This is a genomic window from Parendozoicomonas sp. 209JJ7-1, from assembly GCF_058147085.1.
In genome coordinates this window covers 19,188-44,423 of the sequence record NZ_JBYVJU010000022.1, presented here as the reverse complement: position 1 = coordinate 44,423, position 25,236 = coordinate 19,188, and the positions used below count along the sequence as shown (strand labels likewise).

Genomic DNA, 25,236 nt, shown 5'->3' with positions numbered 1-25,236 from the left:
TTCATTGCGAAGAGCATCTTCGGTGACCAGCAGGATAGGCATAAGAGCCAACTCTTGTGAGTGGTTTGGTTATTTCCGCTCTGCCCGCAAGCACATACACTCATGGAAACTCAAGTACAGCCCAATCCAAGAAAAATAAGGAATGCTCTATGAATCGTCCCCTTGCTGGTTTAAAGGTTCTTGATTTATCCACTCTGCTGCCGGGTCCTTATGCTACGCAGTTGCTGGCAGATATGGGGGCGGATGTTCTGCATATTGAGGCCCTGGGACGCCATGACATCACCCGTTTCACGCCACCGTTTGTGGAAAAAAATGTATCGGCTTTACATGCGTCCCTGAACCGCAACAAACGGAGCCTGGGTCTGAACCTGAAAACTCCCGAGGCAGTTAACGTTGTTAAGCAGCTGGTAAAGGAGTACGACATTGTCGTGGAACAGTTCCGTCCGGGAGTTATGGGGAAATTCGGGCTGGGTTATGAGCAGCTGAAAGAGATTAACCCTGGCATTATTTACTGCTCCATAACCGGATACGGGCAAACTGGTCCTATGAAAGACAGGGCTGGGCACGATATTAATTATCTGGCTCTCTCGGGCCTGGCTTCCTATAGTGGCCGGCAGGAAACCGGCCCCGTGTTGTCCGGAACCCAGGTCGCTGATATCGCCGGCGGTTCCCAGCATGCGGTTATGGGCATTCTGGCCGCTGTGATCCAGAGACAGGTCACCGGAGAAGGGCAGTTTATTGATATCAGTATGAGTGACTGCGCCATGGCCCTGAATGCTATTTCGGCTCCGGGATGCCTGGCCGGTGGCAAGGCTCCGCAGTTCGGCAGCGAAATGCTCAATGGTGGTATCTTTTACGACTATTACTCTACCAGTGACCAGCGCTGGCTGTCGGTAGGCGGTCTTGAACCCCAGTTTGCCCAGGGATTTTTCACCGCTATCGGTCATCCCGAGTGGCTTGAGAGAACCGTGGATATGAAACTGGAGAGCCAGCAGGTTCTCAAGGGAGATATACAGCAGGTTATGGCAACCCGCACCCTGGATGAGTGGCTGGAATTATTTGGTGAGCTGGATATCTGCGTTGAGCCGGTACTGGATATTAATGAAGCGGTGGAGCATCCCCACTTTCAGGAACGGAATATGGTTGTTGATGTTCCCCTTGCCGGTGATAACAGCAGCACCGTTCGCCAGATGGCCAGCCCGATAAAGTTTTCTTCCAGCGAGCCGGAGTACAGAGTAACCGGTGGCCAGTTGGGTTCTGACACCCGGGAAGTGCTTGAAGCCCTTGGGTATGGTGCTGAGGATATCGGGCAGCTGATGGAAAAAGGTGTCTGCGGATAGGGTGCCTGTTTCGTCCTTTGTCTATCTCGCACTTTAGCGGGCAGGGAGGCCGGAATGTCAAAGTGAATCAAAGTAGTGGCTCACCTGTAACCCGGGAACCAGACGACAAAGTTTGGTTCCCGGCTTTCCTTCGCCTAAGATAATCCGATAATAAAAAACAGATTGCAGGACTTCCATGAACTTCGATCTGACACCTGATCAAAAAGCGTTCCAAAGCTCTGCCCGTGATTTTTCCCGCAAAGAGCTGGCACCCTATGCCGCTCAATGGGACAGGAACTGTGAGTTTCCGGTTGATGTTATCAAGAGAGCGGGCACGATGGGTTTTCTCTCCCTTTATACCCCTGAAGATGCAGGTGGAATGGGATTGAGCCGTCTGGATACCAGTCTGGTTTTTGAAGAACTCTCCGCCGGTTGTACAACCACTACAGCCTTTATGACTATCCATAATATGGCGACCTGGATGATAGCCAGCTTCGGCAACGCAGAACTGCGGGAGCATTGGTGTCCGCTGCTTGTATCCGGTGAACGGCTGGCTTCTTACTGCTTAACAGAGTCCGGCTCCGGCAGTGATGCGGCTTCCCTGCGGACATCCGCCAAACGTGAAGGTAATAAGTACGTCATTAATGGCAGTAAGTGTTTTATTTCAGGTGCCGGAAGTACAGATGTACTTGTTCTTATGGCCCGTACAGGTGAGGCCGGGCCGAAGGGGATTTCTGCCCTGGTGGTTCCCGCTGATGCCGAAGGTATCAGCTATGGTCGCAAGGAAGAGAAAATGGGCTGGAATGCTCAGCCAACCCGCACCATAACCTTTGAGAATGTAAAGGTTCCTGTTTCCAACCGCCTGGGAAAAGAAGGGGAAGGTTTCCGTTTTGCCATGCAGGGACTTGATGGCGGCCGGATTAATATCGCCACCTGCTCTCTGGGTACCGCCCGGGCAGCGCTGGAACAATCCCGCAACTATCTGAAAGAACGCAGACAGTTTGGCCGGGCGATTGGCGAGTTCCAGGCATTGCAGTTCAAACTGGCGGATATGGCGACCCATCTGGTTGCCGCACGGCAGATGGTCCATCTCGCAGCTGTAAAAATGGATACAGCTGACCCTCAGGCCACTATGCACTGCGCTATGGCCAAACGTTTTGCCACGGATGTCTGTTTTGATATCTGTAATAACGCCCTGCAGCTTCATGGCGGTTATGGCTATATTCGGGAGTATCCATTGGAGCGGTACGTCAGGGACTGCCGGGTACATCAGATACTGGAAGGCACTAATGAAATTATGCGGGTAATTATTGCCCGTCGGGTGCTGGAAGATGATTCAATTTCATTCTTAGGGGAATAAATAACAATGACAGACAGCCTGATTCTGGAAAAGCGCGGTTCCATGGCCACTATCACTCTCAATAATCCACCGGCCAATACCTGGACACTGGACAGTCTCAATCTGCTGAAACAGATGGTGGAAGAGCTGAATCAGGACAGCCATATTGTCAGCCTTGTTATTGCCAGTAACTCCGAAAAGTTCTTTTCCGCCGGAGCAGACCTGAAACAGTTTGCTGATGGAGATAAAAAGCTGGCGGCAGATATTGCCAGGGCTTTTGGTCAGGCCTTTGAAACCCTGTCGGACTTCCGCGGGCTATCCATCGCCGCTATTAATGGTTATGCCATGGGCGGAGGGCTTGAAGTGGCTCTGGCCTGCGATCTGCGTATCGCCAGTGACAATGCCGTTATGGCTTTGCCGGAAGCCCATGTTGGGTTGCTGCCCTGTGCCGGAGGGACGCAGAACCTGACCCTTCTGGTGGGAGAGGGCTGGGCCAAGCGTATGATTCTCTGTGGTGAAAGAGTGAATGCGGAACAGGCTCTGGCCATTGGTCTGGTCGAAGAAGTGGTCTCTTCCGGGGATGTTCACGGGCGGGCTGTGGAACTGGCGGAGCAGGCTGTGAAGCAAAGCCCTGACAGCCTTGTTGCCTGTAAACAGCTTGTACAGATGCACCGCAATCTGCCGGTTCGGCAAGCCTTGCCCGCAGAAAGAGAGTTGTTTATTGCCCTGTTCGATGGAGAGAACCAAAAAGAAGGCGTACGGGCTTTTCTGGAGAAACGCTCCCCTGATTGGCAATATAACTGAGAAACTGTAAACAGAACCTTTCTGTAGTCAGTTCAGCTAACTGCCCTGTGATGTATTTCCAGAATTCAAATCTCTAGCCTTGCCCGCTGATATTTCACATATATGCAGGGTATCAAGGCTATGCAATATACAGATACAGGTATAAGGACCGGGCAGCAGCAACAGCTATCTCAACAGCTAACTCAAGAGTCGTCCCAACGAAGAAGCTCTTTGAGAAAGCGGGCTGCAACCACAGACCGCACCTGGAGCGAAGCTCAGGAACCGACTGAAAAGCGTATTCGCGTAAGCGAGGAGACAGGTGAAAGTTCGGCCATAGCCAGGCCCCTGTGTAATCGAAAGAGACGGGAAACTAAAGCTGTAAGAAGTGGGGAGCCAGCACCCTCTGTCGTTCCTCAAAACAATATCTATGGTCAACGTACAGATATTGGCACAGTTATGTGCGCAACCCTGCCCCATGTCGCACCGAATACCTGTTTTATCAGTTCTGGTATGGCATTTATCAGCCATATGATAAGTGATGGGGAAATCCAGGATTTAAGGCAAGCCAGATTCCCCGCGAGATCCACCAGTAAGCAATATCCGCCCCCTGCCGTCTGGCAAAACAGGAAAACAGTTTCAGCGCAACAGAAAAGGGTATGGGGAGAATTAAAAGACAGCTTCTGTCATCTGGTTAATACACTTAAAAGACCAAATGGTTGTAAGACTGTGAGTGAAGGGCACTTCACAAACTTCATCAAAGCGCTTTATGAATATGGCCATGAATTTAAAGACCCAGCAGTTCTGCGTATTTTTCCTGAACAGCCGCGAGAGCACAAAAAGCTGAGTCAGCAGGAAGTGAAAGTTGTTATGGCAGAGATAAAACAACAGGATGCTGAGGAATTTGTCAGCATGCTTGTCAATACCCTGAACCTGAATGATCCGGCAAAATATTCCTCACAGTTTCTGGTAACCCAGGCGGACTGCCAGTGGGAAGTCGCGGAGATAGATGGTTTTCCTGTTATTTACACCGAACCTGGGCCTAAGGAACCCGGTTGCTGGCTGGAAGCAGATCTTTCAATTGGGGATGATCAGTATGACGACACATTCGCAGAGTGTCTGACAAATGCCACGCAAGGATACTTTGGCAGTCTGCAGAGAACCCTGGATAAGGAGAAGGTCAGGCAGGCCTATGAGAGCAGCCTTGAGCGTCTGAAGACTGTTCCCCGCGCTGAGGATGAAAAAAAACAGATAAGGAAAGAGATTCATCGTCGTCTGGGTGCCCTGGATGCAGAGTGGGATGAACAAACCCTGATCGCCTGCGCACGGCCTGTAACCCATCATATGAGAAACGGCATGAATGACTCCCTGGGGATGAGACTTAAAGTCTTTGCTCGAGAGGACCACCCCATTAGTGTTCAGAAGCTGGAAGAACTGTTTGCTTACAGTGATCAGCCTGAATGGGCTGGCCTGAAGAGGGGCTACGGCTACGAGATGTTTATGGTCGATGAGCAGGATTATGGTTACTTTGTGACCGGAGGCGTTAATGGAGAGTGTGGACTGGACAAGCATGATATTGAACTGATGATGATTGCCCGGGAACTGTATGCGTGCGCAAATATTCCTGTGGCGAATATAAGGGCTGTGACATCAGAAAAAACAGGTGAGCATTATCTCCTGACAGAATACCTGAATGATTATCACCAGAGGCAGGTCTCAACACGTAAGTTTGATTATAAACCCGGGGTTGGCATCCAGGCACTGAAAGACGGTGCCGTGGGAGGATCCGGTGTTGTGCTTGATGCGTTCCTTGGCAATGTGAATGTTACCAGAAGTCGTTTGGTTCCCGGGTTTAATGAGAGTGAAGAAGAGGAAACTGCCGAAGATATCGCCACTGACACGATTGTGTGCAGAACCCAGTTCTACTGTCTGGGTATGAGTGACGACGGCAGCAAAATGCCTTATCAGTTAACCTCTGACGGTGCTCCGACTACCCTGGAGCTACTTCTGCGTGAAGACTGTTTCAGCAGCGTGGATGATGAAATCCTTCAAGTGGGAATGGAAAGGCTGGCATCTGTTTCTGATGAGATGATTGAGTCCATAGTATCCAGGTACTGGACCGGAGCAGAGAGTGACAGGCAAGATCTTATTTCTATCCTGATCGCCCGTAAAAAGTCCCTTCTTGAAATGAAAAATGAAAAGGGGGAGCTGAAGTTCAGGATCGCCCCTGAGCGCCTGGCAGAAAACCGGCAGAAGTTTATTGGCAAGCTGCACCATGAATCAGTCGCGGCAGTCTGCGACAGTGAAGGTTTGATTGATTTGCCAGTTGTTGTTGACGGTGCAGAAAGGTCATGTACTGGGCATTTGCGGGCAATGATGTGCCATCAGGGTGTTGACTGCTACTCTGGACACCATGTGACCTTCCGCTGTTTCAGTGGTGTCTGGTTTGTGCAGGACGACATGCACAGAGATGAGAAGGGAGAACTTACCGGTGGTATTCCCCTGGAAACCTACCTCCGGCAGAAGGGCAAAGAGCAGCTAATTGCGAAAGGGGAGAAACCTTCCGGCTTTGAAACCCTGAAAAATCTGTTAAGGGCACCAGAAGAAGCCATGACACCTAATATGCTGGCCTGGAGCGTAGGCGAAGGGGAAGAATGGAGTCAGACCTTTGAGCAGGAACTGTTGAGTAAGCAGAAACAGGCTCTTGTGAAAGAACAGGAAGCAGCAAGAGCGGAAGTGGAGAGACAGGCTGAAACTGCCCGGTTACAGAGCCAGGAGATTGAAAGTGAGGAAGAAGAGGACATGGAAATCCAGGAAATGCCTCAGGCTGTTACGAAAATGAGGGTCCCGCCGAAAAAGCGGCGTCCTTCTGTCGTTGTAAGGGCCGAAAGGGCGAAACCCTACGAAGAAGAAGCAGAATTAACCTAGCAGCACCCATCCATCCACCTGGCCTGTCGCTGTTTATGGTCGGCAGGCTCCTGTTTTTTTATTACATATCAATACGCATATTGGTGGATTGTGTAAATTTTTATGTACAGGCATTGCGTTCACACAGTTTGTGTAAACAGGGACAAGGTGAACATTGGGAATATCTGGAGATGGTTTGGGCTTTGCTATAGAGTCAGGTCGATTTTTATATGCAAATGGACTTTTACCATGAAGCGAGAGCTGGCAATTGAGTTTTCCCGGGTAACGGAAGCCGCAGCCCTGGCTGCTTATAAATGGCTGGGACGGGGGGATAAAAACAAGGCAGATGCCGCAGCCGTACATACCATGCGTACTCTGTTGAATCAGGTGGAAATTGACGGAGAGATCGTTATTGGTGAAGGAGAAATTGATGAAGCCCCCATGCTCTACATCGGTGAAAAGGTTGGCAGGGGGCAGGGTGACGCGGTGGATATTGCCGTTGATCCCATTGAAGGCACACGTATGACAGCCATGGGCCAGCCTAACGCTATCGCGGTTATGGCTGTTGCCCGTAAGGGCTGTTTCCTCAAGGCACCCGATATGTATATGGAAAAACTGGCCGTTGGCCCTGGGGCAAAAGGCGTGATTGATATTGACCGCCCCCTGGAAGATAACCTGCGGGCCATTGCCGGTGCCCTTGGGAAAGGTCTTGATAAGCTGACAGTGATTACCCTCGCCAAGCCCCGTCACGACAGGGTTATCCAACAGATGCAGGATCTCGGAGTGCGGGTGTTTGCTATTCCCGATGGAGATGTGGCAGCTTCAATCCTTACCTGTATGCCGGACAGCGAAGTGGATGCCATGTACTGTATTGGCGGCGCGCCGGAAGGTGTTGTCTCCGCTGCGGTTATCCGGGCGTTGAATGGAGAACTCCAGGGGCGTCTGGTACTGCGCAACGAAGCCAAGGGTGATACTCCGGCAAATATTGAAGCCGGAAACCTTGAGCGGGAGCGCTGTCTGGAAATGGGCATTGAACCGGGCATCAAATTACCCATGGAGCGTCTGGTGTCTACCGATGAAGTTATTTTCTCCGCTACAGGTATTACCAAAGGTGACTTGCTGCAGGGCGTGTTCCGCCAGGGCAATATGGCGACCACGGAAACCCTGCTGATTCGGGGTAAATCCCGTACCATTCGCAGGATTCAGTCTACACACTACCTGGAGCGGAAAGACCCGGAAGTCTGTGCCCATATTCTCTGATTACCTCTTCCAGCCTGGCTTTTTCGGCCAGGCTTTTTATCTATGCTGAACAGAGTCTGTTATGGAAAACGGGCAAAATGAAGCAGGGAAAAAAGTAAGCATGGGCAAAAAACAGACATGGATCGTTGTTTTTCTTCTGGCTACGTTGGTTATTGTCGGCGTGCCTGTGCTGTTACTGGCGTCATGGAGCTGGCAGATTAATGAAACCCACCAGTGGTCAGAGTTGCTGCGCTTCGGGCTGATGATCATTCTGCCGGTTATTCCCCTTCTGTTCTGGTATTCCCGGCAATGATGATGAGCCCGATAAGCCTGTCTGGCAGAAGTCGTTTTAAAGAAGTGGGCTTAACAGTTGCGCGGTATTTTCCGCAAGGCGCTGGAGAAAGGGACGTTGTTGCCAGGTGTATCTGTCGAGTTTTTGTGAGCGGCTGATATAGTCTTCCATTAATGTGGTCATATGCTGGCCAAAGTCCTGATTATAAATAATCAAAGTCAGTTCAAAATTGAGCCAGACACTGCGCATATCAAGATTTACTGTCCCGAACAATACGGTTTCCCGGTCCACCAGAACACATTTGGTATGAAGCAGCCCATCGGTAAAATGCAGGATCTGGACGTCGGCTTTCAGCAGTTCATCGTAGTAAGAGCGGCTGGCGAAATAGACCATACGTGAGTCATTACGCTCGGGCACAATCAGAGTAACCTGGACACCGCGCATAGCGGCTGTGCACAGAGCCGTGACCAGAGCTTCATCGGGTACAAAGTAAGGGGTGGTGATAATCAGTTCCTGCTGGCTCTCATAAGCAGCAGCCAGAAGTACCTGATGAATAGCTTTACGATCAACTCCCGGTCCGGAAGGCATAACATGGATGGCCGCATTATCTTCAGATATAGTTTCCGGATATTGATAGGTCTGGCTGAAAACTTCTACATCCTCCCCTGTTTCCAGCACCCAGTCATAGAGGAAAACGACACCGGCAACATGAGCTGCAGGACCCTGGATACGCACCATACCGTCTATCCACTGGCCTACGCCGACATCCTGCTTGAAAAGCGCCGGGTCAACCAGATTAGCGCTGCCTGTCCAGGCGATACAGTCGTCAATGACGACCAGTTTGCGGTGGTTACGCAGGTCTATTCGCTCAAAAAGCATTCTCACAGGGCCTACCTGGAGAGAGGCTCGCACCTGTATACCGACAGCTTTCATTCTGAGGGCTTCAGGGCTGCGAAGGAAATTGCTGCTGCCTACAGCATCCAGCAGAATTCGGCAGATGACCCCCCGTTTGGCTGCGGATTCCAGGGCTGAGAAGATATGGTCGACCTGGCCACCGGATTCACAGATATAGAATTCCAGGTGAATGCTTTCGGTAGCCTGCTCAATATCCTTTAACAGGGCATGAAAGATTGTGCTGGTTTCATGGTAAAGAATAAGGTTATTGCCGCTCAGCGCGGGAATGCTGGTGGTATGTTCGGTAAGGCTGTAAACCCGGTTATGGTTGGGCAGGGGAGGACCGGTTTGGGGAAGAATCTGACGCAGGTGGCTGTGCCATTCATTATATCCCGGGTTCAGGACAGCGGCCCGTTCCAGGCGTTTACTGCCCAGTCGCTGGTGACCAAACAGGAGGAATAGAAGAATTCCGCCAACGGGCAGAACAATCAGCAGCAACAGCCAGGATAGGGTCACGCCAACGGGGCGCCGTTTCATAATCACGATAAGAACAAAAGCAACAATAAGGCCTGCATAGGCAAAACCGGCGATAGTGCTGAGGAGGGAGAGTGACATCGCTTCTTCTGGCATAAATAACGAGCTGGCCGTTTTGAATCATTAATATTGTTCGGGTGTATAGAGTACCTGTGCCTGTAATGGAAGAACAGACCTGGTTGCCCACCGGGGAAGTATTGCCCACAATAGCAGCAATAACGATAACGAAACCCATTAATACGCTAGTAGAAGTATGAAGATGTCCATTGCGAGGATGGTTGAGCGGGTTCGCTGGTTTCTTCTGGGAAGTTTTTTTCTTGGATGTATGGTGCTGGTGACCCAGGTATCGGCTGCAGTTTTTAACGTGGGAGATAACCAGCCTTTTCAGCCCTTGGCAAAGTACTTCGATATATACCGGACAAAAGATAACTCTCTGACGATAGACGATGTTATTAAGCGTTATGAGAATGGTGAGTTTTCCCGGGTTCATGTGGAACAGTTGAACCTTGCCTATACATCAGAGGTGGTCTGGCTAAGATTTCAGCTAAAGAACCAGGATACTGTTCCCTTGAAAGTTTTCCTGGAATCTGGTTTTACCCGTCTTGATTATGTCTCCCTGTTTTCTCCTGTTGATGGCGGCTGGAGCGAAATGAAAGGTGGGGACCGTATCCCCCGGGGAGAATGGCCAATGGCCCGACGGCTGGTCACTTTCCCCCTTACCTTAAAGGCTGAAGAAAGAAAAACCTGGTATATCAAAGTCCAGAGCACCAGCTCCATGCACTTGCCCATGACCATAGTCGGGGACAAGGCTCTTATGGAAGAGACTGAAGCCCGATATATGGGAGATGGCCTTTTTTATGGAATTTGCCTGACGGTTATCCTGATCGCGCTTATGGTGGCTGCAGTACTGAAAGAGGATATTTATATCTTTTACCTGTTCCATGTTGTCAGCGCGACATTAACGGTTATGGCTCTGGATGGCTCAGGTTTTTTGTTCTGGCCTGACTCCCTTGATTTTCAGGAGTACTCAGTCGTTTATTTTGAATGTATGAACGGCGCATTTCTTATGTTATTTGCCCGGCGCTATCTGCGCCTGAGAACATTTCTGCCCAAAGTTGATATAGTTAACCGGCTTTTTGTCGGTCATATGCTGTTCCTGATACCGATTGCTCCCTGGCTGCCCTATTATCTGGCGTCATTCCTGGCTGTTATTCCTATCAGCCTGATGGTTCTGGGTATGTTTATTCAGTCCCTGTATCGTTCACTGCAGGGGGACAGGCCTGCAATGGTGTTTCTGCTGGCCTGGTCACTGTGTTTTATGATCTGTATTTTTGTGATCTCCTCAAATTTCGGGCTGATTCATAATTATATGAACTCTATCTACGGTTTGAAGGTGGCTTTCCTTACGGAATATATCGTTTTACTGATTGGTCTGAGTTACAGAGTCTACCTGTTGCGCGGCAGTGAGCAGTCAAGTCGGTTGCAGGCGGTAACTGAACGGGCGGAGAACCAGGCGAAAAGCGAGGTTCTGGCCCGTATCAGTCATGAGATCCGTACACCGCTTAATGGCATTCTTGGTATTACCGATCTGCTCAGCCGTACCCCGCTAAATGGCCAGCAGAAAAAATATACGGCAACGGTCACTGATTCCGGGCAGTCTCTGCTGACAATTATTAATGATGTGCTTGATTATTCCCGTATCAGCGCCGGGCAGATTAACCTGGAACATATTCCTTTCTCCCTGACCCAGCTGTTTGACCGGGTTGTGGATATGTTCCAGATTGAAACAGAACAACGAGGGCTGCATCTTGAATTTATTATGGACCCGGAATTTCCTGATGAGGTGCTAGGAGATCCAACACGTCTCCGGCAGATAATCGTTAACCTGCTGGGTAATGCCTGTAAATTTACTGAGAAAGGAAGAATTTCTCTTAAGGTGCGCAGGGAGTGGGCTGATGATGAACAGCTACGTATAAGGGTCGAGGTGGAAGATACGGGGATTGGCATTCAGCCGGAATTCCATGGTGTTTTGTTTAACTCCTTTACCCAGGGCTCGTCGGATACATCACGCCGTTTTGGCGGTTCAGGGCTGGGGTTGACCATCTGTCGACAGCTGGTTGAGCGAATGGGGGGAACTATCGATTTTGTCAGCGAGCCAGAAAAAGGCAGCCGATTCTGGTTCCAGGTTACTCTGGAGGTGAGCGCGGTAGATACCTGGGAACAGGAGGTGCCGGTGTTTGATATCAGCGCGTTCCGTTTTACCGGGCGGCAGGTGCTGGTGGCTGAAGATAACAACACCAACTGGATTGTTATTTCCAGTTATCTGCAGGATCTTGGTGTTACCCCGGTCAGGGCGAGGCACGGTGAAGAAGCTATAGAGTTGTATAGGAACAGGCATTTTGATCTTGTGTTTCTGGATTGCACCATGCCGAAATGGAATGGTTTTGAGGTGGTTACCGAGATTCGGGATATTGAATCAAGGGAGAACCGGGAGCTTATACCCGTTATTGGTGTGACGGCTCATGTGTCTGAAATGATAAGAGAACAGTGTCTGTTATCGGGTATGGATGATTATTTTGCCAAGCCTTTTACCCAGGAAGATATTGTAGTGACATTAAGCCGCTATCTTACACCTGTAGCAGGTAGCGAATATGTCCATAGCCATAATAAAAATGTGTCTGAAGTTATGTGACTTTTCCTTTGAGTAAACCTGAACATCAGATAAGGATACCCATGCCAGAGCAACCCAGAAAAAATGTAACGCTTACAGACAGCAAAGACTGGATAGAGCGCTGGGAGCAGGGGGAAACCGGGTGGCACTGCCCAGCCTGGAACCCCTGTCTTGTTCAATATTTCCCCCTGTTCGAATTGCCTGCGGGCGGGCGCGTGCTTGTACCCCTGTGCGGAAAGAGCCGGGATATGGAATGGCTGAGCCGCAGGGGATATCAGGTCGTTGGTATAGAAATTTCCGCTCTGGCCATTGAGGATTTTTTCCGTGAGCGGGGTATGGCATACGTTCGTGAAGAACGGGAAGGTTTTACTGTCTGGCTGGGACCAGGCATTGAGATCTGGGAAGCGGATATCTTCAATCTGCCAGCCGGTATGACTGATGCCACTGTTCTGTATGACCGCGGTGCCTTCATTGCTCTTCCTCCCGAAAAGGGGGAAGCCTATGTCAGGCAGTTACTGAACATAGCGCCTGAGCTGAGCCAGGGATTGATTCTGTCTGTGGAATATGATCAAAAGCTGCTTGAAGGTCCGCCATGGAGCCGGCCGGTACAAGATGTGCGGAGCCTCTGGCCAGATTACACGCTGACTGTTCTGGCCGAGGATGAAAGCCTGTCTGCCATTTCCAAATTCCGGGGAACAGGCCATAGCTGCACGCATCTTACCCTCAGGCTGGAAAAGATCAGTTCAGATTGATGACTTTGTGAACAGCTGATTTGTTGGTACCAGGAACGCTGAGAATATTGCTGAGGCGGCTGCGCCAGAACAGGCGTGCTTCGCTGGGCATTTTGTTCAGGGTGTCCTGAATCACCAGCAGACAGGCTTCCAGTACCGTTGCATTTTCAAAGTCCAGATTTTCCATCTGGCGAATCATATCTACCGCAAGTTTTACATGCTCCGGGGCTTCATCGTAGGCCATGGTATCTCCTGGCGTTCAAGGCTGGAAGATCATGTCGGCGTGGATGAATCAAACTTTAAACATTATAAGCTGACAGGCTGAATAAGATTACCGGTTGAAACTCTGAAGATAAGTCAGTGGCGTCATATGCCCAGGAACGGTACATACGGTTTTCGTATCCGGTATCGTACACCAGAATAAATTATTATCGGGAGGGCATAGCTTTGTAGCACTGTGTTCCAGGGTGATATTGAGATTGTTATCAATGTGAACTTCAAGATAGGTTCCGTAAGTGATCATATCGCGCTGGCTTCGAAGAATGGTCTTATCAAAGGCAAAGGCATGATCCACAGGTTTCTGTGAGGCTGGATTGCCATCATAGGTACGATCCCCGCTGTTATCACACAGCACCAGACCCTGGCTGACAATATCATCCTTATAAGGGCCGGAAGTCGGCCTACCGAGAACGTAAATTCCAGGTACTTTCAGGGCATTAGCACTCAGAGGTGTGTAGACGTAGCAGAACGGAAGGATGCTGCCGTTGCCGGTGACAAAAGGGTTGGGTATAGCCTGGGGGCAGGATGCGGCTGCAGACACGTCAACTGTACAAAGAAGTAGCGTGACCAGAGATACATTCAGGAACCCTGTCGCAAGATTGGAAAACTTCATATCTGATTTTCAGCAAAGAGGGGAACTGCATAACAGATAGATTATGTTGTCATCCTGTCAAACATATTTGTATCGCGATGCGGTGAAGATCAGGCGATCAGAACCGCAGTGTCCCTGGCAATCATCAGCTCTTCGTTGGTGGCTACAACAATGGCAGTTACTTTGGAAGAATCAGTGGTGATCACGCCTTCGTTGCCAAAGCGGTTGTCCAGATTGCGCTGTTGATCCAGTTCGAAACCCAGGAAGCCCAGCATTTCCAGAACCCTGCCACGGATGATATCGGAGTTTTCGCCGATACCGCCGGTGAAGGCCAGGGCGTCAATGCCGCCGGTGGCCACAGCCAGGCCAGCCAGCTGCTTGGCCAGAACGTAGCAGAATACGTCTATGGCCAGTTGCGCCTGCTTGTTGCCTTCAGCGCAGGCTTCTTCAATAGTGCGGCAGTCGTTGGACAGCCCGGAGATACCCAGCAGGCCGGATTTCTTGTTCAGGATGTCGGTGATTTCGTCCAGTGTGTAGCCGTAAGTCTTGTTTAGGAAGGAGAAGACGTTCGGGTCAACGTTACCGGAACGGGTACCCATAACCAGACCTTCCAGGGGCGTAAGGCCCATGGTGGTGTCCATGGACTGGCCGTTCAGTACGCCGGCAGCACTTGCGCCGTTACCCAGGTGAGCGATCAGAACGCGGCTGTTGTTAATGTCCAGATTCAGAGCGGAGCAGGTAGCTTCCGCGACAAAACGGTAACTGGTGCCGTGGAAGCCGTACTTGCGCAGGCCGTGATCACGGTAGTATTCGTAGGGCAGAGCGTAGGTGTAAGCCTGCTCCGGCATGGTCTGGTGGAAAGAAGTATCGAATACCGTGGCCATGGGCAGGCCGGGGAAGTGCTTCTGGGCAGCCTTGATACCGATCAGGTTGGCGGGGTTGTGCAGGGGCGCCAGGTGAGCGCAGTTTTCGATAGCCTGCATCACTTCGTCGGTTACCAGGCAGGACTCCCTGAAGGTCTCCCCGCCGTGTACGACACGGTGGCCAACAGCGGCGATACTGTCTTTCAGGCCCTTGTCTTCCAGCATGCTAAGCAGCGCGGCCACAGCTGCGTCATGGGCACCGCCATTCAGTTCTATACGCTCTTTATTGCCTTTAAATTTCCAGCGGATAAATGCTTCCGGAGAGCCCAGACGCTCAGCAATGCCGTTAATGAACTCTTCGCTGGTGTTCGGGCTGATCACGGCAAACTTCAGGGAGGAGCTGCCGCAATTGATGATCAGAATGTTTTCTTTGTTCATGGTCCGTATCAACGCTGGTTTCTGCCCGAATGGATAGAAGTGAGAATTCGGCGTGAACTGCCTGGAATCAGGACAAACCGCCGCCACTTCTGCATTGTCTACTGCACGTCTAGTCTACTGCACGTTTAGCCCGAACTCGGGGCTTTTTCCAGATTCCGTGAAGAGACGTGAAGAGAAGAACAGTCAATTCTGGATGAAAATTATCAACAGAAGTTGAAGTTATCAATCCGTAGTTGTTGCAAAAGGAAGAATTTTGTCGTCGTATGCCTGGTTCTGGCCGGTGATGGCTTCAAATTCCAGCAGCTCCGCTTCTGTGCCAGTTTCCTGCCACATGGGCTGGCGGGTAACAGTATCCAGCTGCATGCCGGTAGTGCCAGGGAGAAAACGGGCTTTATCGAGGGTGATATGGGGTTTCAGCACCAGGAGCGCCATACGTCGCTGCTCGTCTGAAACCTCACCTACTTTGATGGTGCGGGTAATATCTGTGGTTCCACAGATATTATTATCTCCGGGATTCGATTGTTAGGGACAATTCCAGTTTCCACGGGCTGCCAGGTTGGTGAGAGTGATGGTATTTCCTCCCTGCACTGCGGTGGGAACAGCCCGCAGGGTATAACCGCTGGCGGTGAGTGTTCCGGGAGCAAAGCTGATGTTGTAGCGGATTGGACCATCTTTGGGGCTGCGGTTTGTAAAATGGGTCCCTGCTGCAGCGTTCAGATAACTGTTATTGTTTCTGGCCCGATATCTTTCCAGATCCGCAGCGGCCAGCTCCAGTTCTCCACGGGCCTGTTCACAGGCCGTGCGGGTAACATGTTGCTGGTAACTCGGGTAAGCGATAGCGGCCAGTATCCCAACAATAGCGACCACAATCATTAATTCGATAAGGGTAAAGCCGCTGGAATTTATCTTAACTTCAGACAATCTGTTCACTGCTCTCATATCAAAGTGCTGTTTATTATGTTCCTGACGTATTTAAATGTCCGGATCGGATTGGGAGGCTGACTTGCCCTCTTCCTCTTCCTCTTCCTCTTCCTCTTCCTCTTCCTCTTCCTCTTCTGAAGATGATTCACCACCCTTAGGACCTTCTCCCGGGCGGGCCAGAATCTTGTCATACCAATAGGTACGCCGGAAAGTGAGGTTGGCATCCAGTTCTTTGTTGGGACCCAGTTCAAGAATGGCATCGCCGCTGCCCACCGGGGAGTTAAGGGCAGTTTCGTCGGTCAGGATAAGGGCGACACCACCGCTGATACCCGGTGACTGAATGATCTGTGAACGTTTGCCCCGGCCATCAGCCAGATTGAGTTTGTAGTAATAGTTCTGCCCTCTAACCGCACTGCAGTTTCTTCCAGGGCTACTAGGCGCGTAGGTCAGGAAACGAATATGATCGGCAAAAACCAGATACTCCGTGATGGCTTTTTCACCACTGCGGTTCGTGCTGTTGCCGAGTTTGATATACCAGCCACCAGTCTTATGCTGGACGCGGTTATCTCCTGAGCCGGTAATCAGGTTCAGTGCATTTTTTGCGCTGTTTTTCTGGTCCTGAGAGGCTGAGTCATTATCCAGATGATTGGGTGTATTGTCATACATGGAAACACTGCTTTCGGTCAGGACCGGAGTTGTGGCCGTCTGTTCCCGAATAGCCGCTGTTTTCAGAACATAGAAGCGATCCTGAACCGTTTTATTCAAAGGGTTGGCCCGGTAACCAGATCCGATTGCCACAGTCAGATAGGTACGGCCGTCGGAATGGTTGGTCAAAGCCAGAGAGGGTGTGACATAGAACCTGCGTGCGTCTGGGTTGTTTTGATCTGCGGGAGCATCACTGGCCAGAGAAGCCATCAGCCCCTTGGTCGCATTGCTTCCGGTGGGAGTCGGTGTTACCAGACTATCAAGTGAGGTTTGCCCCTTGTTGATAAACAACCGCCAGACCTGGCCACCCATATCTCCAAAGATAATCTGGTCGGAGAGTCCATCTTTGTTGATATCAAGAATCGCCAGGCGTGCCGGAATACTGTAGTCCATAGCGGGGAGTGCAAGGGTTCCGTAGCCACTTGAGCGAAGCTGTTTCTTGGATGCTTTCCAGATCAGCTCGCCGGTTTCTGCATCTACGATAAACAGGGCGTTGCCCATGGGGTTTGCAGATTCTGAATCCTTACGTCGAGTTACAGGCTGGTCGGGGATTGGATCTTGATTAGTGCTATAGCCGCCGCCAAAGAACAGCACGTCTTTATCCTGGAACCGGCCACCGGCCTTTACTCGAATGCGTCCACGTACAGGCTCTGACCAGGTTTGACCCAGATTTTCAAAGCCGGGGGTACCGCCTGTGCCACCATGAATACGCCACTTGATTTTGGGTTGGTTTGGATCAGTGATATCCAGTGCATAGTAGCTGCGTCCGCCCCTGCGCATGCCGGCATAGAGGTAGACTTTTTCTCTGTTGCTGGCCGTTGGATCAACAACATGGTTTTTGTTTAAGTCTTTGTGCCAGATGACGGGAGTCAGGTCCAAGCCGTAAATTTTGGGCTGGGTCACTGAGATCTCAGGATTGCTGGCAATGGTACTCAGGTTTTTCAGCAGCTCCGCTGGTATAAAGGCAAACTTTTCCACACCGTTGCCAGCGTCAATAGAGTGGAGGAAACCCTGGTTGGTTCCAAAGAAAATACGGGTGTCCGTTTCGCCCTTACAGCCAGAGCCGGGGGTGTTGGGGGAATTATATTTTTGCCCGCCAACAGGCTTGCAGTCGTAGGTAAAGGCGACGGGGGATGAGTGTAGAGGATCGCCTATTTTTCCTTTTCTTGCGGGAGTTGTACCGCCATCCAGGTTAAGGCCTCTGGCCCAGTGAATAATCTGAGAGCGGCTCAGATCAGTCGCTCCATTTGGATCAAGATAACCCAGGGTGATATAGGCGTTACTGGTTCTTAACTGATTGGTCGTCAGGCTGTCTCCGTCGTTCAGTTCCAGATCGGTATAGATCTTTCGTGTGCCCGCACTCGGTAAATTTTGCACGGCACCACCTTTATCTATCTTGTTATCATCGTTTCCGGTACTCCAGATACTGGTGGTACCAGTGGCGAAACTCCCGTTAAAAGCAATGGCTTTTCTATTGTTCTTATCTGCAATAACCAGCTTTTTATCGGCCTCAACCCGTGCCAGCTTGTAAGCTTTCAGGTTGCCTTCCCAGGTGACATTGGGGCCAGGCTTGAACATGGAGTAATAGAGCCTGTTGTTATGGCGAAAGCTGTTGAACTGGTTGATGGCAACACCTGGAGTGACAAAGCTGTTCTGGACATCAAGGATTTCCTGAACCTGGGATTGGAAAATCTCTATCAGCTCCTGATCATTCCCTGCCAGGCGGGCACGTCCTGTTCCACCGGCCCGGGCAAGGGCATCGAGGAAACGGCGAGCCTCACTGCCATCAGATCCACCTTTAAGGCCAAAGCCGATGGTGTGTAGTAAAACATTGCTTTTACCGTCGACGTTTGAACTGAAGTCATGGTCATCCCTCATCCAGCTGGCAAGAGTTTGGCCACAATTTGTATTGTCGGTACAGGATTTTCCGGTTAAAGCTTGAACCTGACTGGCGACACCTGCAGCCATTGGGCTGGGGCGGCCATCAGAGAGGAGGATGATATGGTTCTTCTGGCACTTGTTTTCTACCAGTGCATTGCCGTTATCCTTGAAGAACTGGGCAGCTACGCGCAGTTTATCAATAGTCGGAGTTGAGTCGGTATCCGGGTCCAGCGCGTACACCCGGTTAATCAGCTCATCTCTGACTTTGTGTGAGGCCGGTGGCTGAGTTTTTACTATGAGACTTGGTGGCGAAACCTGATCTTCATTACCCAGCGTGCCAGAGAATAAAGCTCCATCGAAGGAGTAAAACCAACGACGGGGCTCTTTTTTGTATTCAGCGCAGTAACGACCACGCCATCGGTCATACTCAAATCTTGCGCATTCGTGAGTTGTGAAGGAATTAGCCAAAGGGTTTGGTTTGGAAAAGCCAGAATCGTAAAGGATCGACATTATGCCGCCTTGCTGCCAGCCACTTTGATTTTTCAGGGTGTTGATAATGCCTTCGAGTCCGGTTATCTCGTAACCAAAGGCATTGAATGGCGGCTGCTCATAGGGGGAGTTCTCTAATCGTTTGCCATTTCCCGCACCCAGGGGCATCACAGCCCCTTTGTTTCTCGCATAAATTTTGCGGCGGTAGGGATTGTTTTGAAATGGGAGAGGATTGACCTGCCTTTCCCCGAAGAATTCCTCACGGTCATTGGGGTCCAGAAAGTTTTCCGGGGCAAAGTTCTTGGAGCGCCATAGATTCAGACGTGCGTCACTCACAGTATCGGATGGAGAAAGAGGCAGGTTACGGAATATCATTCCGATATCTCCTCCATCTAAAGAGAGTTTCGGTCTCCAATTCTGCGTCCGGCCATTAAACTCCTGAGCATCATCTTTTCCTGAATGACCAACATATCTGCGGAACTGCAGTCCTGTAGGGTTATTGATGGTCTCTTCCAGATCTTTGATCGGGAAATAAATAGGTGAGCCACTGTAATTTGGAACACTGAGTCCGTCGCCGTCATAGCTGCGATGGAAGCGAATAAGCCCCGCCTTCATCTGTGGTAGCTCGTTGGTCTTGGAGCTTCTGGTTGTTAAAACCTGTTTGAACGCATTCTGGAGCCCTTCCAGGCGGGTTCTGTACTCATTGTTCGTTGATAATGCATTAAGCATGGATGCGGATGTATCCAGAACAAACAACACGTTGGGTTTGAGCTCTTCACCAGCCGCCTGCCCCCCGAAGAAAATCTCCGTATCATCTGCCTGAAGTAGTGTGACCTGAAGGCTGATGGCAGCCAGACATGCCGACTTTATAAATGCTGACATAAAGTCTCCCTTTTAATAATTCGATGCCGGATGAATGCGCATAAAGCCCTGGGTCGTTCCACGAATGACCAGCTCGGTGTCACTTGTATCAATAACATTGTCAGTATTGCTATCTAGCCATGAGGTTGAGATGACCCTTCCGCAGACAGCATCTGTTTTAATCAGGTCCATGCCAACAATCGCGCCTTTACAGCGATGGGTCTGGTTGACGACAGCCTGGCTGCGAATCGTTGAGCCGGGTTGTTGGACAACACTGCCGGTGACGCCTTTTTGCTTCTTGGCTACGGTAACAAATATCTCTTCGATGCGATTGCTGGAGGCCTGGTCAAGCATCTTCCCTTCAGCAAGCCCGGCGGAGAGTGTTTGCTGTAGAACTGCATCTTTGACACCACTCAGTGAGACCATGGACACCAGCAGCAGGAAAACCAGTATCGTGACCAGAACCGCACCGGACTGCCGGTTGTTAAAATTATTCACCACCATGCAATCTTCTCCTGGGTACAGCTACTGTGTAGAAAACCTTGTCGCTTTCCAAAGAGTCGCTCTCTATAGAGATTTCCAGCCTGTAAGCCTTTTGCTTGTTTGTGGCGAGGTTGGGGTCTGTATTTCTTATCTTGAATCCAGTGATGTTGTTTGCCAGCACCACAGCTTTGTCAGCAGCAGTGCAAGGAGCACCATTTACCAGCTGCTTCTTAGTGGCGTCCACGGCAAAACAGCGCTTTATGATTTCATAGAGGCGTACATTGGCAGTCAGCCCTGTGCCTGGTACAGAGGTTCGAGTCGCTGGCTTGTTACCGGGAATGGTAAAACCCGTTGATCCAGCGTCGAGACGGGGGGGGTCGAAAATAATACTGCCTTCATCATCAGCCAGAACCAGAGGCCCAGCTTCAAGGTCTTTGGCTTCTAGTACGGGTTGCCGGGTTGAACCGACAGGTGGCATGGTGGCGAAGGTTCTGCCGTTCTCTGTCAGGGTGAACTCGGTTGAGGCATTAGGCCATGGGCTCAGGTAAATAATTTGCAAAACATCGGAAGGCTCTGGTGTTCCGGCAGGTGCATCATCTGCCGTGGTATTTTGCGTCAGTTTTATCCCGCCCTCTTTCAGAAGTTTACGGGTTTCATTCAGGCCGGATTCAGAGGAGATAATTTGCATATCTCCTCCGGGATTTGGCCCTAAAAAGCCGGCACGCTGTATATCCTTGCTTAGTCGTTGTAATAGAAAACGGCCCTGATCCTGAGTCAGGTTCAATTCTCGGGTTGTTGTCGTATTTCCCCTGGCATCGCCAAGGTAATGGGTGATTCCCAGAATCAGTACCAGGCTGATCACCATAACGACCATCAGCTCAACGAGGGAAAAACCGCGGCTGTAAGGACTATGTGCTTCAACCATTACAGCACCATATTCAGGACCAGGCGGCCTGTTTCCTGAGCTTTGCTACTGTGGTTTCCCAGTCCTTCGGGCCAGGTTATGGTCAGGGTATAGCGCTGGTTACCATTGAGTGAGTCGAGCTTTACCAGTTGCGCAGTCGCCTCTGATGAGAGGTTGGCTTTCAGATTTGTTTCCCAGGTTTTGAAGACGCTGTTACCGTCTGATTTTTTGGCAAAAATATCTAAACCTCTATCACCACTGGCCAACATACGCTGCTCAAGGGCATCAGCAAGTTGGACCGCCTGGGTTTGCAGCATGGAGGCCTGACTGGTTTGCAGTGCCCGTACCTGAAACGCAAACATCCCAAGAAAGCCAATTGAGATAATCAACAGCCCGACAAGTAATTCTATTAAGGTGAAACCTGGGACTTTTTTCATATTATTTATCCCTTCACAGAGGAGTGGCCACCAGCGGTTATCTCAATGCTCTTTTTGATGGAGGTATCCGTTGTTTGTTTAACGAGTATCTCACCACCAGTGGTGCTGCCGTCGCCATCAAAGTTGATGCTGAAATTGGTATTGTTGTTCACGGTTAAGCTGATGCCGTCTGGCCCTGGCTCAATATCTTTCAAGGTTTTCGAGGTGGTTTTGATAAGGAAGCCGTTACTTGAGTTATTTCCGCAATCATCTCTGGCACTGTTAGCCGGACAAATGACAATAGAAGTATCACGCCGAATCGCTTCGCCACGGGCGTACTGCAGTACAGCGATAAGGCTGTTGGCGGTGGAGGCAACGGAATTGGTGCGGATAATATTGGTCATGGCGGGCACGGCCACACCCAGCAAAATGGCGAGCACCGCCAGGCTGACCATCAATTCAATCAGTGTAAATCCGCTACTGCGCTGACTTAGTGAAGAGTTACTACTTCTCATTGCAGCCCCTACAATCTGACCATAAATGTGTTCTTCAGCAAGTATTTTTGTATATTGTGATACATTTATATCTCAAAGGCGATTCTTATGTTTTTTGTGGGTGACGTCAACCGATCTGTTTTCCATACGACATAGTATTGATAAATGGTCGTAGTTTCAGGATGAGTGGTATATCAGGAAGGGAGTAGCGGTAAGGGAATAGCGGTGCCGCTTGCAACGACACCGCAGGGAGTTACTGAACAGCGATGGGGCAGGCAACCTGATGAGAGCCTGAACCGACAGACTGCAGCTCAGGTTTATGGCTGGAGCAGCTGTCGACAGCCTTCGGACAGCGAGTGCGGAACACGCAGCCAGAGGGAGGCTTGATCGGTGATGGCAGGTCTCCTTCCAGCAGCTCAATGGTTTTATTACGCTCAAGCTCAGGGTCTGGCACCGGAACCGCAGACAACAGCGCCCGTGTATAAGGATGAGTCGGATTGGCGTACAGGTCGTGGGACGTGGCCAGTTCCGCTTCATTACCCAGATACATTACCAGAACTCTGTCGCTGATATGTTTCACAACAGAAAGGTCATGGGCGATAAAGACCAGGGCCAGCCCCATTTCTTTCTGCAGCTCTTTCAGCAGGTTCACCACCTGGGCCTGGATGGAAACGTCCAGGGCACTTACCGGTTCGTCACAGATCACAAGTTTAGGTTTGAGGATCAGGGCCCGGGCGATACCCACACGCTGGCACTGGCCGCCGGAGAATTCGTGGGGGTAACGGTTGATCACGTTGGGCAGCAGGCCAACCCGGTCCATCACTTTGCGGACCCTGGCTTTCACCTCGTCAGAGCTGAGGTCAGGCTCAAAGTTCCGCAGAGGTTCACCAATAATATCGCCGATGGTCATGCGGGGGTTCAGGGATGCCAGAGGGTCCTGGAAGATCATCTGGATATCACGACGAACGTCGTGGAATCCGGCATCGTCCAGACCTGCAAGGTTTTTGTCTTCCCAGATGATTTCACCGGAGCGGGCTTTTACCAGACCGATCAGCGCCCGGGCCAGGGTGGATTTACCACAGCCGGATTCACCCACAACACCAAGAGTTTCACCGGGGTAGAGGTCAAAACTGACACCATCTACCGCTTTCAGCATGGGGATAGGCTGCCAGGGCCAGTCCCGGGCCTTGGGAATGGGGAAGTGAACGCAGACGTCACGCACCTGCAGCAGGGGCTTGTTGTTAGAGGTGTTAGCATTCATCAGGAAACTCCTCCCTGTTGACCTTCAGGCTGCCAGAAGCAGGCGCGCTGGCGTCCGTTTGCCAGAATTTCCAGTTCGGGAGAGTGTTGGCGACAGCTGTCTGTCACATGTCCGCAGCGGTCCTGGAACGGACACCCTGTGGGCAGGCTGAGCAGGTTGGGTGGGTTGCCGGGAATGGTTGGCAGGGCCACAGTGTCGTCGGTATCCAGACGGGGAATCGATTCCAGCAGACCAATGGTATACGGATGGCTGGGACGATAGAAGATTTCATCGGTGGTGCCGTATTCCATGGTACGACCAGCGTACATAACCAGAACCTTGTCGCATATACCGGCCACCACACCCAGGTCGTGGGTGATCATAATGATGGCGGTGTTGAAGTCCCGCTTCAGGTCGTTCAGCAGATCCATAATCTGGGCCTGTACGGTAACGTCAAGCGCTGTTGTTGGTTCATCGGCAATCAGCAGCTTTGGCTGGCACAGCAAAGCCATGGCAATCATCACACGCTGTCGCATACCGCCGGAGAATTCATGGGGATACATATCCATACGTTTGCGGGCTTCGGGCATTTTTACCGCGTCCAGCATGCGTACGGATTCCTCGAAGGCTTCCTGTTTGCCCATGCCCTTGTGAAGCATCAGTACTTCCAACAGCTGGGTGCCGACCTTCATATAAGGGTTCAGGGAGGTCATCGGGTCCTGGAAAATCATGGAAATTTTCTCGGCCCGAATTTTATTCAGCTCTTTCTGGGGAAGGTTCAGAATCTGCTGACCTTCAAACAGGGCTTCACCACCTGTCAGACCATTCTTAGCCAGCAGTCCCATAATGGAAAAGGCTGTCTGGCTTTTGCCGGAACCGGATTCCCCGACAATACCGAGGGTCTGCCCGGCTTCCAGGGAAAAGTTCAGGTTGTTTACTGCGGTTACACTGCCGTCCGGTGTGGAGAAGTGCACCTGCAGGTCTTTGACTTCTAAAAGACTCATAGTATTGGATGCTCCTTATTTACCGATCAGCGATCTTTGGGATCAAGGGCATCACGCAGTCCGTCGCCCACATAGTTGAAACAGAACAGGGTGACGACCAGGAAGGTCACCGGGAAGGCCAGCTGCCATATAGCGACTTCCATAGACTGGGCACCTTCGTTTACCAGCGCGCCCCAGCTGGTCATGGGTTCCTGTACACCAAGGCCGAGGAAGCTGAGGAAGGATTCAAAAAGAATCATTCCCGGCACCAGCAGGGAGGCGTACACCACCACGATACCCAGCACATTGGGCACGATATGGCGCAGGATAATGGCGGAAGGTTTGGTGCCACATACACGGGCCGCTTCAATAAACTCCCGGCTCTTCAGGCTGATGGTCTGGCCCCGAACAATACGGGCCATATCCAACCAGGACACCGCGCCGATTGCGATAAAGATCAGCATGATGGAGCGGCCGAACATGGTCACCATCAGGATAACCAGGAACATAAAAGGGAAGGATTGCAGGATTTCCAGAATCCGCATCATAAAGCTGTCCACTTTGCCGCCCGCATAGCCGGCGGTAGCGCCAAAAAGGGTACCGATCAGCACGGCAACCAGTGCGCCCATAATGCCCACCATAAAGGAGATACGACCACCCATCAGGGTACGGACGAAAAGGTCGCGGCCCAGGGAGTCGGTACCAAACCAGTGGCTGGATGCCATATCGGGAGCTGCAGCCATATAGCCCCAGTCGATAGCATCGTATTCGTGGGGTGAGAACATGGGGCCGACAATCACGAGAATGCCGACACAGGCCAGGATAACCAGGCTGGTCACAGCCGCGCGGTTCCGGAGGAAACGATCCCGGGCATCGGCCCAGAGACTGCGGCCTTCAATTTCCAGGCTTTTGTTATCAAGGGCGTCAGCAAACTTACTGACCGCCGCTTTTTTATCCGCATCAGGGGTTATTGTTGTCATC

At 51.0% G+C, this 25,236-nt stretch carries 22 protein-coding genes; 8 read left to right on the top strand and 14 right to left on the bottom strand.

Going from position 1 to position 25,236, the window contains the following annotated elements; all coding sequences use genetic code 11:
* Window positions 1–149: 149 nt before the first annotated feature.
* From ACY2RQ_RS17910 to ACY2RQ_RS17885, 6 genes are all read left to right on the top strand, one after another.
* Window positions 150–1,340 (top strand): CaiB/BaiF CoA transferase family protein, encoded by a 1,191-nt coding sequence (locus ACY2RQ_RS17910; RefSeq protein WP_490114368.1) that lies wholly within the window; start codon window positions 150–152, stop codon window positions 1,338–1,340.
* Between the two features lie 175 nt (window positions 1,341–1,515).
* Window positions 1,516–2,679, top strand: coding sequence for an acyl-CoA dehydrogenase family protein (locus ACY2RQ_RS17905; protein WP_490114367.1), 1,164 nt, complete (start codon window positions 1,516–1,518; stop codon window positions 2,677–2,679).
* A gap of 6 nt (window positions 2,680–2,685) precedes the next feature.
* Window positions 2,686–3,462 carry an enoyl-CoA hydratase gene (locus ACY2RQ_RS17900; RefSeq protein WP_490114366.1) on the top strand — a complete coding sequence of 259 codons (777 nt, stop codon included), beginning with the start codon at window positions 2,686–2,688 and terminating at the stop codon, window positions 3,460–3,462.
* 120 nt (window positions 3,463–3,582) lie between these two features.
* Window positions 3,583–6,366 (top strand): hypothetical protein, encoded by a 2,784-nt coding sequence (locus ACY2RQ_RS17895; RefSeq protein ID WP_490114365.1) that lies wholly within the window; start codon window positions 3,583–3,585, stop codon window positions 6,364–6,366.
* 228 nt (window positions 6,367–6,594) lie between these two features.
* On the top strand, window positions 6,595–7,605 hold the full coding sequence (gene glpX, locus ACY2RQ_RS17890; protein WP_490114364.1) for a class II fructose-bisphosphatase: 1,011 nt from the start codon (window positions 6,595–6,597) through the stop codon (window positions 7,603–7,605).
* Window positions 7,606–7,666: 61 nt separating this feature from the next.
* The gene (locus ACY2RQ_RS17885) at window positions 7,667–7,897 is read left to right on the top strand and encodes a hypothetical protein (RefSeq protein WP_490114363.1); all 231 of its coding nucleotides are present in this window, start codon (window positions 7,667–7,669) and stop codon (window positions 7,895–7,897) included.
* A 36-nt stretch (window positions 7,898–7,933) separates the two neighbouring features.
* Here the strand turns inward: ACY2RQ_RS17885 and cls are convergent, their stop codons facing one another.
* Entirely contained in the window at window positions 7,934–9,385 is a 1,452-nt protein-coding gene (gene cls / locus ACY2RQ_RS17880) for a cardiolipin synthase (RefSeq protein ID WP_490114362.1), read from the bottom strand.
* 178 nt (window positions 9,386–9,563) lie between these two features.
* On the opposite strand from cls, the gene ACY2RQ_RS17875 reads away from it, so the two are divergent.
* Window positions 9,564–11,996 carry a hybrid sensor histidine kinase/response regulator gene (locus tag ACY2RQ_RS17875; protein WP_490114361.1) on the top strand — a complete coding sequence of 811 codons (2,433 nt, stop codon included), beginning with the start codon at window positions 9,564–9,566 and terminating at the stop codon, window positions 11,994–11,996.
* A gap of 41 nt (window positions 11,997–12,037) precedes the next feature.
* On the top strand, window positions 12,038–12,727 hold the full coding sequence (locus ACY2RQ_RS17870) for a class I SAM-dependent methyltransferase (RefSeq protein WP_490114360.1): 690 nt from the start codon (window positions 12,038–12,040) through the stop codon (window positions 12,725–12,727).
* Here ACY2RQ_RS17870 and ACY2RQ_RS17865 read toward each other — a convergent pair.
* The 13 genes from ACY2RQ_RS17865 to oppC all read right to left on the bottom strand — a co-directional run bounded on the left by ACY2RQ_RS17865 (window position 12,714) and on the right by oppC (window position 25,235).
* Window positions 12,714–12,950: a DUF2496 domain-containing protein gene (locus ACY2RQ_RS17865; RefSeq protein WP_490114359.1), complete on the bottom strand. Its 237-nt coding sequence runs from the start codon at window positions 12,948–12,950 to the stop codon at window positions 12,714–12,716. The genes ACY2RQ_RS17870 and ACY2RQ_RS17865 overlap by 14 nt on opposite strands.
* An 87-nt stretch (window positions 12,951–13,037) precedes the next feature.
* Complete coding sequence (locus ACY2RQ_RS17860) at window positions 13,038–13,598, bottom strand: hypothetical protein (protein ID WP_490114358.1); 561 nt, start codon at window positions 13,596–13,598, stop codon at window positions 13,038–13,040.
* A gap of 89 nt (window positions 13,599–13,687) precedes the next feature.
* A complete protein-coding gene (locus tag ACY2RQ_RS17855; RefSeq protein ID WP_490114357.1) occupies window positions 13,688–14,878 on the bottom strand; it encodes an acetate kinase in 1,191 nt (396 codons plus the stop codon).
* A 222-nt stretch (window positions 14,879–15,100) separates the two neighbouring features.
* On the bottom strand, window positions 15,101–15,358 hold the full coding sequence (locus tag ACY2RQ_RS17850) for a hypothetical protein (protein ID WP_490114378.1): 258 nt from the start codon (window positions 15,356–15,358) through the stop codon (window positions 15,101–15,103).
* 42 nt (window positions 15,359–15,400) lie between these two features.
* Window positions 15,401–15,799 (bottom strand): type IV pilin protein, encoded by a 399-nt coding sequence (locus ACY2RQ_RS17845; RefSeq protein ID WP_490114356.1) that lies wholly within the window; start codon window positions 15,797–15,799, stop codon window positions 15,401–15,403.
* Between the two features lie 51 nt (window positions 15,800–15,850).
* The gene (locus ACY2RQ_RS17840; protein WP_490114355.1) at window positions 15,851–19,756 is read right to left on the bottom strand and encodes a PilC/PilY family type IV pilus protein; all 3,906 of its coding nucleotides are present in this window, start codon (window positions 19,754–19,756) and stop codon (window positions 15,851–15,853) included.
* A 12-nt stretch (window positions 19,757–19,768) separates the two neighbouring features.
* Window positions 19,769–20,239 (bottom strand): hypothetical protein, encoded by a 471-nt coding sequence (locus tag ACY2RQ_RS17835; RefSeq protein WP_490114354.1) that lies wholly within the window; start codon window positions 20,237–20,239, stop codon window positions 19,769–19,771.
* Window positions 20,226–21,143, bottom strand: coding sequence for a PilW family protein (locus ACY2RQ_RS17830; protein WP_490114353.1), 918 nt, complete (start codon window positions 21,141–21,143; stop codon window positions 20,226–20,228). Before ACY2RQ_RS17830 ends, ACY2RQ_RS17835 begins: the two co-directional genes overlap by 14 nt.
* Window positions 21,143–21,559, bottom strand: a complete 417-nt coding sequence (pilV, locus tag ACY2RQ_RS17825) for a type IV pilus modification protein PilV (protein WP_490114352.1) — start codon at window positions 21,557–21,559, stop codon at window positions 21,143–21,145. The genes ACY2RQ_RS17830 and pilV overlap by 1 nt, the downstream gene beginning before the upstream one ends.
* A gap of 5 nt (window positions 21,560–21,564) precedes the next feature.
* A complete protein-coding gene (locus ACY2RQ_RS17820; protein ID WP_490114351.1) occupies window positions 21,565–22,053 on the bottom strand; it encodes a GspH/FimT family pseudopilin in 489 nt (162 codons plus the stop codon).
* Window positions 22,054–22,285: 232 nt separating this feature from the next.
* Entirely contained in the window at window positions 22,286–23,293 is a 1,008-nt protein-coding gene (gene oppF / locus ACY2RQ_RS17815) for a murein tripeptide/oligopeptide ABC transporter ATP binding protein OppF (RefSeq protein WP_490114350.1), read from the bottom strand.
* Window positions 23,293–24,276: an ABC transporter ATP-binding protein gene (locus ACY2RQ_RS17810; RefSeq protein WP_490114349.1), complete on the bottom strand. Its 984-nt coding sequence runs from the start codon at window positions 24,274–24,276 to the stop codon at window positions 23,293–23,295. Before ACY2RQ_RS17810 ends, oppF begins: the two co-directional genes overlap by 1 nt.
* Window positions 24,277–24,302: 26 nt before the next feature.
* The gene (gene oppC, locus ACY2RQ_RS17805) at window positions 24,303–25,235 is read right to left on the bottom strand and encodes an oligopeptide ABC transporter permease OppC (RefSeq protein WP_490114348.1); all 933 of its coding nucleotides are present in this window, start codon (window positions 25,233–25,235) and stop codon (window positions 24,303–24,305) included.
* Window position 25,236 lies beyond the last annotated feature (1 nt).